Raw genomic sequence first — 15,264 nt, 5'->3', positions numbered from 1 at the left:
CCCTCTCTCTTACGCTTTTTGTGTGCCTAAGTCTGCAAGCACGTCTAAAATTTTTTTATAAAACTCATCACGTGTACCACCGCGATGAATTTCTTTATATAGCTCACCATCTTGAATGAATAAAATACGCTGACAGTAACTTGCACTGTACGGATCATGCGTAACCATCATGATAGATACACCTTGTTCTTTATTTAAGTTTGTCATCGCATCCAGTAAACTTGTTGCATTTTTAGAATCAAGCGCTCCTGTTGGCTCGTCCCCTAAAATAATTGCTGGCTCATGCACTAACGCACGTGCTGCGGCTGAACGCTGTTTCTGTCCACCAGATACTTCAGATGGATACTTTTGAAGTATTGCTGAAATTCCTAACATATCAGCTACCTTTTCTACTTTCGGCCCAATATTACGTGATGAAACACCTTGAAGGGAAAGTGGAAGAGCGATGTTTTCGTAAATAGATAAGTTCTCCAATAAGTTAAAGTCTTGGAAAATGAATCCTAATTTTTGTGAACGGAAATCAGAAAGCTCACCTTGTTTCATTTTCGTAATATCTGTTCCTGCAATTTCAACAGCGCCGCCCGTTGCTTTATCTAACGTTGAAATTACATTTAATAAGGTCGTTTTACCAGAACCAGATGGTCCCATAATTCCGACAAACTCACCCTCTTGAATTGAGAATGAAACACCTTTTAATGCTTGTGATTGGTTCTCACCTTTTTTACCGTACACTTTTTGGACGTTTTTCACGTCTACAACTGGTTTCGTCATATATATCCTCCTACGTTTGTTTTTTCATTTCTTTAAAATAAGTTGCTATTCTTATTTGCTACTAACAAAATAGGCGTATTGCATCCACCTTTTCCATGAGACTGCCACGATGTATCACTTGAAAATTGTAAATAAAATTTCTTTTTTAATTTCTCCTCTCTCTTCATCGCTTTGGATACATACATGATAAACTATGAAAATTAGGAAACACGCTGTAAAATTCTTAAGAATTATTAAGTTTTATAAAAAAAAGCTTATGGAACCTGTAATTCCATAAGCCAATCTATTTGATTGGATGTTCAACAATAAAGGACATCCAGCCATCTTTATATTCTGCATGTATATTACCATTATGAAGTTCAACAATTCTTTTTGAGATAGCAAGCCCCAAACCATTTCCCTGGTCATCTTTTCTTGCCTTGTCCCCCCTGAAAAACCTTTCAAACAATTTATTTGGATCGCTAACAGGCGGCTTCTCGACTTTATTTGAAACTTTCAAAATCGCTTTGTTATCTATTAATTCAAGACATACGGATAATTCGGAAGGTTTCATGCTGTACTTTATCGCATTCATAAACAGATTTTCATAAACACGTACCATTTTTTCTACATCCATGAAAATAGGTATTATTTCTTCCGTGATTGATTTTTGAATGATTAAACTTTCCTTTTCAAATATAGGAATGTATTCTCCAACTATTTGCTCCAACAAACCTGATAAATCGACTTCATTAAAGTTTAAATTAGCATCTATGCCTGATAAACGAGTATATTCAAACAGCTCATCAATTAAATATTTCAGCCTCTGTGACTTTGAATACGTGGTTTCAAGGTATTCCTGTAATTGTGTTTTACTGTTGTATTGCCCTCTTTTTAATAAATCTATATAGCCAATAATAGATGTTAACGGTGTGCGTAAGTCATGAGATACATTGGTTATAAGTTCATTTTTTGTACGTTCCAATCGCCTTTCCTGTTCAAATGTATGCTCCAATTCCTTAGACATATAATTTATATTTTGAGCAAGTTGGGTCAATTCGTCCTTCCCCTCAATCCCAATTGTCAAACCCAGTTTTCCATTGGCAATATCATTCACATTATCAGAAATGAGCTTCAAATATGCTATTTTCTTTCGAACCAATATCAAAAAAATTACTATAAAGTTAAAAATTGCGAACGAGAATAAGAATAACAATGATAAATTGAGTTCAAACATACCAAAATCTTCGTGTTTTTTAAATAATGGATCTATGACGAATAGCACCATAAGGATTGTTAAACCAAACGCAACAAAAAAACTAACTGCAACAGCAACCAAAAGTTTTATAATTATTTTATTTTTAAAACTAACCTTCTTCATATTTTATACCCAATTCCCCACACAGTTTTAATATAAATGGGATGTTTAGAATCCTCTTCTATTTTGTCTCTTATTTTTGTAATATGCACCATGACTGTATTATCCGATTTATAAAAAACCTCTTTCCAAACTGCTTCATATATTTTTGCTACACTCAGGACAATCCCTTTGTTACGGGCAAGTAGTTCGAGAATAGCAAACTCTTTTGGAGTTAGCCTTGTTTCCTTTCCCCTTACCCATACTTGACGTGTATCTGTATTCACGGTTAAATCACCAATTTCTAGGATGCTTTTATTATGATTTATTGACGTATTGTATTTTTTAAACCTTCTTAATTGGGATTTTACCCTAGCGATTAATTCCAATGGATTAAACGGTTTTGATAAATAATCGTCTGCACCAGAGGCTAGACCCTGAATTTTGTCTATATCCTCAGATTTTGCAGATAGCATAATGATAGGCATATTGCGGTCTTCCCTAATCTTCATACACGCTTCAATACCATCCATATTAGGCATCATAATATCTAAAATAATCAGATCAAACTCCTTTTCTTCTAACAGTTGTAAAGCTTCCATAGCATCTTCAGCCTTTTGAGTTTTCAGACCTTCATTTTCCAAATAAACAGAGATAAGATTTCTAATCTCTTTATCATCATCAACAATAAGAATTTTTGACTCCATATTATTCCTCCACATTTTTTCTCATATTGAACAATTAAAGACATTTGCAGGTGAGACATGTCTATCGTCTCTTTATGGTTAACTTGCAAAACGGAAAACAAGAAATAACATAATGAATATAGTGATATCAATCCCCTAATATATTGTTCAATATATACCGCTAAGCCATATTACAATTAATAAGATTCCTTCTTCTTATAATTAATTTCCCTTTTAATACACGTGTGCTTGGCTCATATTTGACAATGTAATTTATTTTCTTCAAATCAATTCCTTCAATCATTTTATCTCTAATAAACCTTAAACTTGGAAGGGCTGCACCAACTGATTTTTGGAACATTATATACAGAAATAGGAAAGTGAATTGTATTCATATTTAATCACCCCATTCATACTTATACTCTAGAATCCAATCCTTAAGAAAAAGGGGCAAAAGTTCTTAAGAATTCTACAACAGTTTGTCTTAAAAATATATAGTCACTCTTGAAATGTTCACTATTAGCTTCTCATTGTAATAATATTTATTAATAACACCTAAAAAATAAAGTAAAGTATTAGATTCAACTTCCAATAATCCAAGAGGGAGTTCATAGTAATTTATAAAAAATTCTGGGGTAGGCATTACATTAAATAATATCGTAAAGAAATTCGTACATTTAGAAAGATTTAAATGCTGGCTCAAAAGGAGGCTGGTGCAAATTTTCTTAGCAGATAAAAAGTTGGTATGATTGCAGTTGGATTTTATGCGATCGTTAGTAATTGATGTAATTCATCGTACACTAAAAAAACGAAATTTCGTTGTTGCAAAAGGATTTTGAATATCTAATCCAATTAGAAGAATACAAAAATCAATTATCCGAAGTTAACTGCATACAAAACTAATAACAAGTATTAAAAAACTTTGTCTACTCTTTAAAATGGTAACATAATCTATTTATCAAGTAGTCAATAATGAATAGAAATTTTTGGGCGCTTTACAAAGAGACTCCTCCTTTTCAGCGTACAATGAATCTCAACAATTACTAGCTGCTTCCTAAACATTGTTTCTCATTTACCAACCTGTTTATAAAATTTGCAACAGAATCAACAATTTCTTTATATTACTTATTAACCATTAGTTGCTGGATCTTCTCCTCTATTCCCATCATAACTTGGTTGCGTTGGCGTTCCACGACCATCCCCATTGTTTGGCGGCGTTGTATTTCCTTCACCACTACCGTTGTTTGGCGATGTTGTATTTCCTTCGCCTCTACCATTGTTTGGCGATGTTATATTTCCTTCACCACTACCGTTGTTTGGCGATGTTGTATTTCCTTCGCCTCTACCATTGTTTGGCGGCGTTGTATTTCCTTCGCCTCTACCATTGTTTGGCAATGTTGTATTTCCTTCGCCTCTACCATTGTTTGGCGACGTTGTATTTCCTTCGCCTCTACCATTGTTTGGCGGCGTTGTATTTCCTTCGCCTCTACCATTGTTTGGCGATGTTGTATTTCCTTCGCTTCTACTATTGTTTAGCTCACTTTGCTTGTGCTCTTCTGGTTTCTTTTGCTTTTCTTGTTGCTTATTTTGATTATTATTACTTGGCTGTTCAGTCCTATTTGGGGAAGAATCACGTTTCTCACCTTTAATACGTAATTCGCTACCTTCTTGAACTACACTGTTCGGCATTTTGAATTGCGACTTATCTGTAGCAAACTTACTCATCATTTCTTTAAAAATTAACTGAGAAATTTTCGTATTTTTACTACTAATATAATCGTCTTTACTATCTTTCATATAACCAGTCCATACTGCCATCGTATATTGTGGTGTATAACCAGCAAACCAACTATCACGAGTTGCACTTTCTGGTAGATTATATTTTGCTATTTGTTCTAAAGAATAATTTGTTGTCCCTGTTTTACCCGCTACATCTAAAGAACCTATATTAGCTGCTGTACCCAACCCAGAAGAAACAAAAGTACGAAGCATATCAGTAATCATATATGCTGTAGAATCCTTCATAACTCGTTTGGGCTTTTGCTCAAATCTTTTTGATTTACCATCTGAATAAACGACTTTCTTAACAAAATGTGGCTTCGTATACTTACCATCATTACCAAATGCCGCATAGGCACCTGCAATTTCAGTTGGTGACGCTTCATTTGTACCAATCGCTGTTGATTCGGTCGGTGCTACATTAAATGTAATACCTAGATTTTCAGAGAAAACTTTTGATTTATTCATTCCTATTTCTTTTGCAGTTTTAATCGCCGGGATATTTCGGGACGTTTTCAATGCATCACGCATTGTAATTGGTCCCAAATGCTTTCTATCTGCATTTCTAACTTCTTGTCCTGTTGAATACTTAAATGGAGAGTCGTCAATTTGATGGTAAGTTGCCCATTTTAAATATTCAATTGCAGGAGCGTAATCAAAAATTGGTTTCATCGTTGAACCTGCTGAACGATTTAATTCAATCGCTATATTATGTCCTTTAAATACAGCTTTATTTTCACCACGCCCGCTACCAATTGCATGAACTTCTCCTGATTTCGTATCCATAAATGTGAAAGCCCCTTGGAATTTCTCATTTGGATAATTTATAATATTTTCATTTAAAAGCTTGTCCGCAAAATCCTGTGCCTTTTGGTCTAATGTAGTATAAATTTCTAAGCCGTCAGATCCAATATTAGCATCTGGCAACTCTTTTTCAACCTCTTTCACAACCGCATCCATAAACGCAGGATATGGCATTTCTTTTTGTTCGGTTGCTTTCTTAAGCCCTTCTGTTACTGGAACTTTTGATGCTTCTTCCATTTCTTTTTTTGTAATATAACCATGTCGATTCATTAATTCAAGTACAACATTTCTTCTTTCTGTTGCTTTTTTGATATTTTGTTCTTTTGTTGGATCATAGTTATTAGGTGCTTTCATTAAACCAGCAAGCATCGCAACTTCTGGTAGTGTTAAATCTTCCAATTCCTTACCATAGTAATTATGTACTGCTGTTGCAATTCCGTATGAACGGTTGCCTAAGTAAACTTTATTTAAATACATTTCTAAAATTTCATGTTTTGAATACTGTTGTTCTAGCTTATACGCCAAATATATTTCTTGCGCCTTTCTCTTTGACGTTTTTTCCATTGATAAGAAGTAATTTTTAATAACTTGCTGCGTAATCGTACTTCCACCTTGAGAGCCGTAATCCCCTTTTAGGCTGACTAAAACTGCACGTGCAGTACCTTTAAAATCTACGCCACTGTGCTCGTAAAAGCGTGCATCTTCTGTCGCTAAAAACGCATTTTCTACTAATTTAGGAATTTGATCATACATTATATTTGTTCGTTTTTCTTTCCCATATTCATATATTAATTTCCCATCTTTATCATAAATTTTTGAGGATAACGGATTAACAAGTTTTGTTTTCTCAAGTTTTGGAGCATCCTTGATCATAACGAAAAAAGTAGTAACCCCTGCAACTAACCCTACAATTCCAAGTAATAAACAACTAATTAAAAACTTACGAAAAAATGATGTTTTACCTTTTGTTTTTTGTTTTTTAGCAGCTGGCTGTTTTTTCTTTTTAACTTGTCGTCTCTCCTCTCGAGAACGATAATTTTCTGACATGTTACTTTCTCCTGCCTTTCAATTCTCTTGTTGATTCACTTAAATTTATTGAAGTCACCTTCAGAAATATACTTATATTAAAAAAGTGTGGTAATCGAGATTAGTAAATATTTTTCTAATCAGCAGATTATAAAACCTAGATTAACTCTTGAACAAACTACATATCTATTCTTTAATGCTGCCCTTTAAAGTAAGGAAATTGTGAGCTGTTCTTCATCTCTTTGTACTATATCTAATGTTTGTAATAGTGAGTTCTTGAATTACTCGTCTAATTTGATGATTCTTGTTAGCATAATCGTAATGAAAAGAATGTAAAAAACGATTCTTTTGATGTAAAAAAGAATCGACTTCTAATTTTTCGAATAAAATGTTCCCCGCAGTTGTTATCACTATAATGAATATCCGTCTCCGCAATTTCTCCTAAGAGTCATACCGATATCCACTTTATTCTCTGTACTTGGTGAATACTTGACTAAATCATATTTTGTATAAGTGAAAATACCGCCTAATTTGTCAATTGGATATTGCAGTAAAAATGCCCCTGCAATCAGAGCCTTAAAAGTAGATGCGTAAACAAACCGTTCGTAAGGTGATCGATAGGTAACTGTCCAGTTTGTACCAGCGTCGATTGGATAGACACCCAGTCAAGCGTTAAACTTTTCTCAAGTTGCGTGAATGCTCAATGAGGCGCATGATTTGCATATTTAGTTTTCTCTACTTTTTCTTTTGCTTCCATCTAAAATGGTTCACCTGTAAAAAGTTTTACACTTGCAAGACTTAAACTTAATACTTCAACACACATCCCTATTTTTAACATCCTTGTACTTTTCAAGATAATCAGTCCCTTCGTGTTTTGCAGTACTTAAAATAGATGTCAAACCAGACTCAATGTATCAAGTTTGGACACTAAGTTTTTAGGGGTACATTTAATAGACAATTTAAGTAATAAATTTGTTCCACTTTAATATGAGGAAAAAATTTGAGTTTGTATAGTAACGGAACCGAAACGTTACTAGGGGTTCAACAACGAGAAATGGAATTTTATAAAAAATCCAATCTTAGCTTGATAGACATGTAATACCATCAGCGTTTTAGAACATTATCATGCTAAGCAAAAAAATCTCACTTTTCATCTTTTTTCAGATAAGAAGTGAGATTTTTCGTTTTGGTGTACTTATTTTTCTTAACCTGATGGTGACCAGTTTTTACCGATATAGAAGTAATTTTTTACTTTTCTGTAATATTTACAAATTCAACGGCTCCCTTACCCTCAGTACCTAAAGCCGTATTCAATTTATTTATTTCCTTTTTTAATTCTGGTTCTTTCCCCTGATTGACTAAATTAAGATTCCCAAAAGATTTATTAAAAGATAGAAATTGTCTTGTTTTTTCTTTCCCATTTATTTCTTTAATTAAAGTATCATCTACAATTAATAGGATTACATTTGATCCACCACGATATGGCGCTAGCCATACATCACCTTCGTATTGAGTACTCATTTTTTTCCCATCATATGTTATTTCTTTTAAGTCCTTATATTCTTTATTCGCAAATAAGATAGTTTCATCTTTTTTTGATTTTGGTAATGAATCCATAGGGGCTGAAGTCATGTCCCCCTGATTATTATCCCTTTCATATATAAGCCCCTTTTTGTCCATTTTTTCAGCAGTTGTTCTACTAATAAATACTAAATTACTAGGAGTATCTGCCCTAGCATCCCCAAACTGTGTCGGGAGCTTTATGTTGAGTTTGTTATTATCTATGCTCCCCTCTTTTATTTTGAATTGGTCTTGTGATATGGTTATATCTTTGTATAGGTCTATTATAGAATTTCTTGTTTGTTCATTTAACTGCTCTACCTCTATTGAAAGCCCATTTGCTGGAGAGTCTTTTGTACCAAATAATGAACATGCTCCTAACATGGTAATCGAAATGCCAGCTACTATTAATAATCCAAGTCTTTTTTTCAACCTATATTCTCCTTCTTTTAATTATATTTGAATTAAAAAATCGTTTTATACATTTTTTTCAAGTATTGAGAACGAACAAAGTAAAAGTATATAATTTGCAAAATTAAGAAACAAATTAATACCATAACTGAACTACCCAAGACTGAAAAATCGGCTAACTCTTGTAAGGCCGTAAAAGCTACTGCACTATGTGTAATTGCAATTATAATTGGTAAAAAGAATAGTAATACAAGTTGACGTGACACAATTTTCTTTAATTCCCGTTTACTTAAACCAACTTTTGCTATCATTTTATATTGCTGCTGATTTCGTTCTAAGTCTGTGTATAATCGGAAATATAAAAAGCTTGCAGCAAACGTAAAGAAAACAATGCCTATTAATACACTCATGATGGATGCAAGTCCAAAACCTTGTTTCATCACTATCCATGTAGATATTAATGAAGAAAATTTATATTGTTCGTTGTATAATACAGGTTCATGTATACCTTCATTATCTTTCTGTAGAGTAGTTACGATTTTTTCAGCAACTTTTTTCGTTTTCTCCCAATCCTTCACAATAAAACCATTAATAGTAGATTGCCCATATTGATTTTCTGGATCCACTATCATTTGGTTATATACAGCGTCTGGTACAATAATTATCGTGACGGTTGTATCTTGTAGTTCTTTCGGAGTTAGTATTTTATCTACATGCATATCTTTTTTTATATTTTCATGCAACAATTGAAAGTCATTTTGATTAGATTTTGTATTAGAGACTTTTTTTGAAGGAATGACAAAACTACTATTTTGATCTTTTAAGCTTTCTTTTTCAAAATCAAAGGATTCTGCTAACCTATTGTAATCACTTATTTTTATGACGCTTAATAATACATTGCTGTTATAAAGGGTATCTGGAATTTGTTTTATTGAATAAGCTACTTGTTTGAATTTAAACCCATCATTATTGAGTTCGCTTTCTATTCTTTTTAGATGCTCTTTTTCTAAAGGATTATTATTATAAGATTCATAAGAAAATGCAAAAGGATTATCCGATTCAGCCATGGACGAATTGCCTAATCCCATACAGGTCCCTACTGCAGTGAAGGCAACGGCAGAAATAATAGTTACCATAAAAAACATTTTTGCATTATCTTTTAATTGATACACTAAATCTGAGATGGTAAGTATGTTTGTTTTCTTAAAGAAAATATTTTCTCTTTTCTTTAATGCACGTAACACATACACACTGAGCTGTGTAAACAAGAAGTACGTTCCAAGTACAACAAAGCTCACCCCTGTCGCCATCATGAATAATACATATTTCATATCCTTGTAATGAATTGCTTGAACACTATGGAAAACAGCCGTATATCCTAATCCCATACAAATAAGTGCGAATACAGATAGCCAAAAGGATGCTTTTGGTTCAGGCTTTGGCTTTTCCTCTGCTTTTATTAATTCTACTAATTGCTCGACATTTACTAGTCGAGAAGTGAAAAGTGAGATAAATAAAAATAATAAAAAGAAAGCTCCAAATGTTATTCCAATTGCCTTAAAGGGTACGTAAAATGGGAGTCCTTTATCAATTATTAACAGATTGTTGCTCATAATTAAGATAAACTTAGAGAACGCCATTCCAATAGTAATTCCTGTTAAAATAGAAGCGATTCCAATTATTATATTTTCAATAAATACTAATTTATTCAACTGTGAACGTGACATCCCATGTAACATTAGAATTCCGAAATCTTTTTTTCTTGTTTTCAAAAATGCACTTACAGAATATAGGATAAAGAAGAATGAGAAGAAAAATATTAACCCCTGCGATATCTGTAATCCTGACTTTGCAAATGTATTGATTGTTACACTGGCAGCAAGATCGCCTTGTAAATTAGGATGAAATGCAAGTAATGCATACGTAAAGAAAATCATAATAGCAAACGTACTACTTAAAAAATGAGCCAAATATGTTCGTTTACTTCGAATGACGTTATTAAATGCGAATTGTCGAAAAGTCATTTGCATTTCCTCCTAATAATGCTAAAACCTCTAGAATTTTTTGATAGAATACTTTGCGATTATCTCCACAATAAATCTCATTGTATAACTGTCCATCTTTGATAAACACAATTCGATCACAATAACTTGCAGCCATTGCATCATGTGTCACTAACATCATAGTTGTGTTATTTTCTTTATTAAGCTTTGTCAATAATCCCATCACATCACTAGCAGATTTTGAATCCAGATTTCCTGTAGGCTCATCCGCAAGTAATAATTTCGGATTATGAATAGTAGCTCGTGCGATTGCTGTTCTTTGTGCCTGCCCACCAGAAATTTCATACGTACGTTTATCTAATATTTCAGTTATCCCTAGTTTTTCAGCAATAGCTTCCACTTTCCCTTCCATTTCTCTAGGGCTTACGCCATCAAGTGTAAGTGGCAGAACAATATTTTCTTTCACTGTCAATGTATTAAGGAGATTAAATGATTGAAACACAAACCCTAATTCATGTCTTCGAAATAAAGATAACTGATCTGGAGATAACAGATATGGATTTTCTCCGTGAATTAATACTTCTCCTGATGTTGGAGCATCTATAGTAGAAACCATATTTAATAACGTTGTTTTACCACTCCCAGATGGACCCATAATTCCTACAAATTCACCTTTGTTTATTTTTAAATCAATATGGGATAATGCTGTATAAGAAATTTCTCCAGAATAAACTTTCCCTAAATCTGAAACATGTAGTATCTCCACAAGTATTTCACCTTCCATTTCTCTTTTCGATACATGAAGTGTAACCTATATATAGTATGTCTCATATCGATTTCCCTAACATTTATCTAACAAGTTTGTAAGATTCAAAAGAAAAAACCGATGAAAAGTCTACCTTTCATCGGTTAACGAGATGCATATGGGAATACGATTCTAACTTTTGTTCCCTTACCTACTTCAGATTCTAGCTCAATCTTATGATTTAATTTTTCACATACTTCTTTAACAAGATATAATCCCATTCCCGTAGACTCTTTATATTTCCTACCATTTTCTCCAGTATAAAATGGATTGAAAACACGTGGTAAATCAGCAGTAGGAATGCCCACTCCATAATCTCTTACTTCCAAAATAATTGCTCGTCCTTTTGAATACGCCGATACTATTACTTTCCCTTTCTTACTTGATGAATATTTAATTGCATTTGACAGTACTTGATTGAGTATAAATCGAATCCATTTCTTATCTGTTTCTACAATAAGACTCGGATCTACTTTTACTTCTGGATACACATAACTACGTATAAACAAACGTTTATTTTCATGAATAACAGAATCAATCATTCCCAATAATTGCAATTTTTCTACATGAAAATCCTGTTCAAATGTTTCTAAACGAGCAACATATAAGACCATTTCTAATCCTTTTTTGATTCTTTCCGTTTCTTCATTAATACTGTCAAATCGAGAGTCATCTGCATCTTGTGTAATTAACTCAATAACAGAAAGAGGTGTTTTCATTTGATGAACCCATTGATTCATAAAAGTCATTTGTTCTTGTTGTTTTCGTTCCCATTTTTTTAATTGGTTTTGATAATATTGATATTGAGTTTGAAGTAATGTTTCTAAGGCCATTGATAAAGGAGTCAAATCACTATCTTTTATTGATTCATTTAACGTTTCCATTGGTGTTGATAGACGCTTGTAGAATGAACGATGACTATAATAACGATATATTAAATAACCCATTAATAAAAAAACACCCAAAAATACAGAATATAATGCTGTCAAAATATGTGGATAACCATCAAACCAATATATAAAAAGGATGATAAGCAATTGGGCAAATGTATAACAAATGAGTGGAATATGTTCTTGTAAAAATAATTTCATTATTCCTTTCCTTCCTTCTCCCAAGTAGCATGCAAACGATATCCAGCACCACGAACTGTCTCAAGTGCGTTTTCAATACCTAAATCTTGTAATTTCCTTCTAATTCTACCTATATTTACACTCAATGTATTCTCGTCTATATATGAACTATCCCATAGTTGTTCTAAAATCACTTCACGTTTTACAAGGAGTGGAGACTTTGTTATCAATATTTCCAATAAAGTTGTTTCTTTTTTAGTTAGTAAAATTGTCTTTTCATCTAGTTGAAGTTCCATTCTTTCTGGGAACAGGGATAACCCTGATCGCTCAACTATTCGTTCTTTTACTTTTGGAGCATATTCACCGTATGCTCTTCTAAGTTGACTACGGATTTTAGACATTACAACTTCATAATAAAAAGGTTTCGTAATGTAATCATCACCACCATTTTCTAAAGCCATAACTTGATCCATCTCTCCACTCCTTGCAGATAGAAATACAATTGGACAAGTAGAAATAGCTCGTATCTGGCGACACCAATAATAACCGTCAAAATTAGGTAAATTTACATCTAATAGCACTACATCTGGTTTTATCTCTTGAAATATTTCTAATATATTTTCAAAATCCTCTATAATAACACTTTGGTATCCATATTTTTTTATATGAGTTCCCAGTAATTCAGCAATCTTCATATCATCTTCTACAATCATGATTGTATTCATATCGTACTCTCCTTTAATTTCAGTTTAATTTTCAAATTTCGTTTGGCGTTTTATATTTTATTTATTTAAAAAAGATGATATCTTACATCCCCCCTCAAATGCAATAAGTATCCATTAAAGCGTATATTTATTGTTTCTTAATTAATAAACTTAATAGAGATGGTTTCTAACTTTTTTCTTTAACTAAAATAGCATGTTGATTCTCCAATTGGATGGGTAGAATATAATTGAAAAAGCGCCCTGCTTACTGGGCGCTTTATTAAATACAATATCCATTTTAGGCGGATGTTTTCTCTTTTAAGAGGCACCATTCATACCCATTAACTTAAAAAATTAATTGTTCCAAAAAACAAAACAAAATAAAATGAGTCAAAATCTAATAATTAGCTGTGAAGAGATATACTTTTCGTTATGGAGGGTTCTCAAAATATTAGCTTGATACCCCTATTTCTATAACTTAGATTAGCAAAAAAGTAAAAGTGGTAGTTCTATTAAAGAACTACCACTAGCTTATTATCCCGATTGTTTTGAATTAATTTCTACACCACAAAGAGGTAATATATTTTTTCTTCCGTTACCTTCTTATATTTCATGCAACCTGCATATTTGGCCGCTATTATGATGATTTACAAATTATTCTTCAACATTTTCAATAACAGTTTTTTACTTTTTCTATGCTCTCTGATATGTAAAAAAAGCCCCATCCGATGGACAAAGCTTCTATTTACATTATTCAATTACACTTTAATGGTTCAACTATCTTTAGAGGCGCCAACAAAATACGAATTTTGCACGCTAACTCAACTATGATTACAAAAAAATAATTAGCTCAATATGCTATTGTATTAAAAAGATGGTGGAGTTACTCCAAATATAACAATCACTTTATTAGAAGAATTATTTTCCCATTTATGTTTTGCATACGGCGGAATTTTAACACTATCGCCTGTATAGAGAAGTAAAACCTCATCATTTAAGTACAGAGTTACATGCCCCTCCATAATAAATGCTATTTCTTCACCTTTATGTGCTACAGGCTCTGTAGATGAAGAGGTTTAAGGCAATAAATTCATTAGAGCAAGTTCGAGTGCTCCATTTAAAGTGGGAGACAGTAACTCATATGAAACATCACCACTTTCAGGAAAGTGGATTTTTTTTCTTTGATTGGCTCTTACAGCCAATTCTTCTGTATTTGTATCCTCCAAGAAAAAATTAAATAAAGGCATATTTAATGCTACAGAAATCAATTTTAATGTCTGTAGAGAAGGATTAGTAATTCCTTTCTCAATCTGACTTAACATTGAGGGGGTTATATGGGCTAATTCTGCTAAACGTTTACTAGTTAATTCTGCGTTCTTTCTAAATGTCATAATTTTTTGACCTATATTGATATTATTCATGTACGTAATCCCCTTTAAATAAGAAATATAATTAATTTGAATTTAATTATATTTACATATACTTAACCTTATGTTAATGTATACTTTACTATAAATAATTCTAGTTAATTTTTGAATATCTTTACCCATATAAGAAAAATGCATAAATGATATATAAATTATTAATTTTAAATTTCGTATGCAATTACCGCAAATTAATCTATATAACCTAATAAAAAGATATAAAGTAAACATGCTAAAGGTGTAACATATGAAATTCAAAGATTAGCTTGTAAAAAGAGGTTAATTTGAATTTAACTGCAACAAAGTTGATTATAATCGAATTTTTTAAGGGTGTGAAAATATAATGAAACCGGTGTTTAAAAAAATATTTATTTCCTTTATTTTTTCTGTAGCAGGGCTGTTCTGTTTTTTCAAATCACATGGAGACCTGTTATTGTCTGGGGTGGGAGTTTTAATGGGCTATTTATCTTTATTTAATATAATGAGTTTATATCCTGAAAATTCTCATGATAAAATATTTACTAAAGTTCTCAAAAAAATCGCAGTTGTTTCCTTTAGTTTTGCAGTATTAGGAATATCATTTGGTGTAATACACGAATTATTAGGAGCATGGAGTCTCAGTATAATGGCAAATTATTGGTTTCTAATGCTAGGATTATATGTAACAAATATAATGTCATTAGTTATTATAGTATTTGCAAATCAAATTGATGAACATTATCCCTGGATATATAGAATTCTTATACTTTTAAATCTACTTCTTACCTTAGGGCCAGTTTTATTGCCAATATTTATTCTGATTCTTGGAAATGGCATGAACGCACATACAATATGGTAATAGCATTTAAGTTACATAAGTCAAGGCTGGTATAAGATAATAATGTT

Annotated in this window: 10 protein-coding genes and 1 pseudogene; 1 reads left to right on the top strand and 10 read right to left on the bottom strand. The window is 32.2% G+C overall.

Annotation, left to right across the window (positions count from 1 at the left end; translation table 11 throughout):
• Positions 1-9 precede the first annotated feature (9 nt).
• The 10 genes and pseudogenes from ACS2MN_RS16710 to ACS2MN_RS16665 all read right to left on the bottom strand — a co-directional run bounded on the left by ACS2MN_RS16710 (position 10) and on the right by ACS2MN_RS16665 (position 14,376).
• Positions 10-771, bottom strand: coding sequence for an ABC transporter ATP-binding protein (locus ACS2MN_RS16710; RefSeq protein ID WP_346994694.1), 762 nt, complete (start codon positions 769-771; stop codon positions 10-12).
• Between the two features lie 283 nt (positions 772-1,054).
• Positions 1,055-2,131 carry a sensor histidine kinase gene (locus ACS2MN_RS16705; protein WP_098806028.1) on the bottom strand — a complete coding sequence of 359 codons (1,077 nt, stop codon included), beginning with the start codon at positions 2,129-2,131 and terminating at the stop codon, positions 1,055-1,057.
• A complete protein-coding gene (locus ACS2MN_RS16700; RefSeq protein WP_098806027.1) occupies positions 2,128-2,814 on the bottom strand; it encodes a response regulator transcription factor in 687 nt (228 codons plus the stop codon). The genes ACS2MN_RS16705 and ACS2MN_RS16700 overlap by 4 nt, the downstream gene beginning before the upstream one ends.
• Positions 2,815-3,921: 1,107 nt before the next feature.
• Positions 3,922-6,423, bottom strand: coding sequence for a PBP1A family penicillin-binding protein (locus tag ACS2MN_RS16695; protein ID WP_346994693.1), 2,502 nt, complete (start codon positions 6,421-6,423; stop codon positions 3,922-3,924).
• A gap of 1,227 nt (positions 6,424-7,650) precedes the next feature.
• Entirely contained in the window at positions 7,651-8,394 is a 744-nt protein-coding gene (locus ACS2MN_RS16690) for a lipoprotein BA_5634 family protein (RefSeq protein WP_346994692.1), read from the bottom strand.
• 32 nt (positions 8,395-8,426) lie between these two features.
• Complete coding sequence (locus ACS2MN_RS16685; protein ID WP_346994691.1) at positions 8,427-10,397, bottom strand: ABC transporter permease; 1,971 nt, start codon at positions 10,395-10,397, stop codon at positions 8,427-8,429.
• A complete protein-coding gene (locus tag ACS2MN_RS16680; protein WP_346994690.1) occupies positions 10,372-11,142 on the bottom strand; it encodes an ABC transporter ATP-binding protein in 771 nt (256 codons plus the stop codon). Before ACS2MN_RS16680 ends, ACS2MN_RS16685 begins: the two co-directional genes overlap by 26 nt.
• A gap of 143 nt (positions 11,143-11,285) precedes the next feature.
• The gene (locus ACS2MN_RS16675; protein ID WP_346994689.1) at positions 11,286-12,272 is read right to left on the bottom strand and encodes a sensor histidine kinase; all 987 of its coding nucleotides are present in this window, start codon (positions 12,270-12,272) and stop codon (positions 11,286-11,288) included.
• Positions 12,272-12,976 carry a response regulator transcription factor gene (locus tag ACS2MN_RS16670; protein WP_200204434.1) on the bottom strand — a complete coding sequence of 235 codons (705 nt, stop codon included), beginning with the start codon at positions 12,974-12,976 and terminating at the stop codon, positions 12,272-12,274. The genes ACS2MN_RS16675 and ACS2MN_RS16670 overlap by 1 nt, the downstream gene beginning before the upstream one ends.
• 845 nt (positions 12,977-13,821) lie before the next feature.
• A pseudogene (locus tag ACS2MN_RS16665) lies at positions 13,822-14,376 on the bottom strand (helix-turn-helix domain-containing protein).
• 346 nt (positions 14,377-14,722) lie between these two features.
• On the opposite strand from ACS2MN_RS16665, the gene ACS2MN_RS16660 reads away from it, so the two are divergent.
• Complete coding sequence (locus ACS2MN_RS16660) at positions 14,723-15,217, top strand: DUF3902 family protein (protein WP_098139888.1); 495 nt, start codon at positions 14,723-14,725, stop codon at positions 15,215-15,217.
• Positions 15,218-15,264: the final 47 nt, after the last annotated feature.

Origin of the sequence: Bacillus cereus group sp. BceL062, assembly GCF_051780025.1 — a bacterium.
Lineage (GTDB): Bacteria > Bacillota > Bacilli > Bacillales > Bacillaceae_G > Bacillus_A > Bacillus_A toyonensis.
The sequence above is the reverse complement of the archived record's forward strand: the minus strand, read 5'-3'. Positions and strand labels throughout refer to the sequence as shown.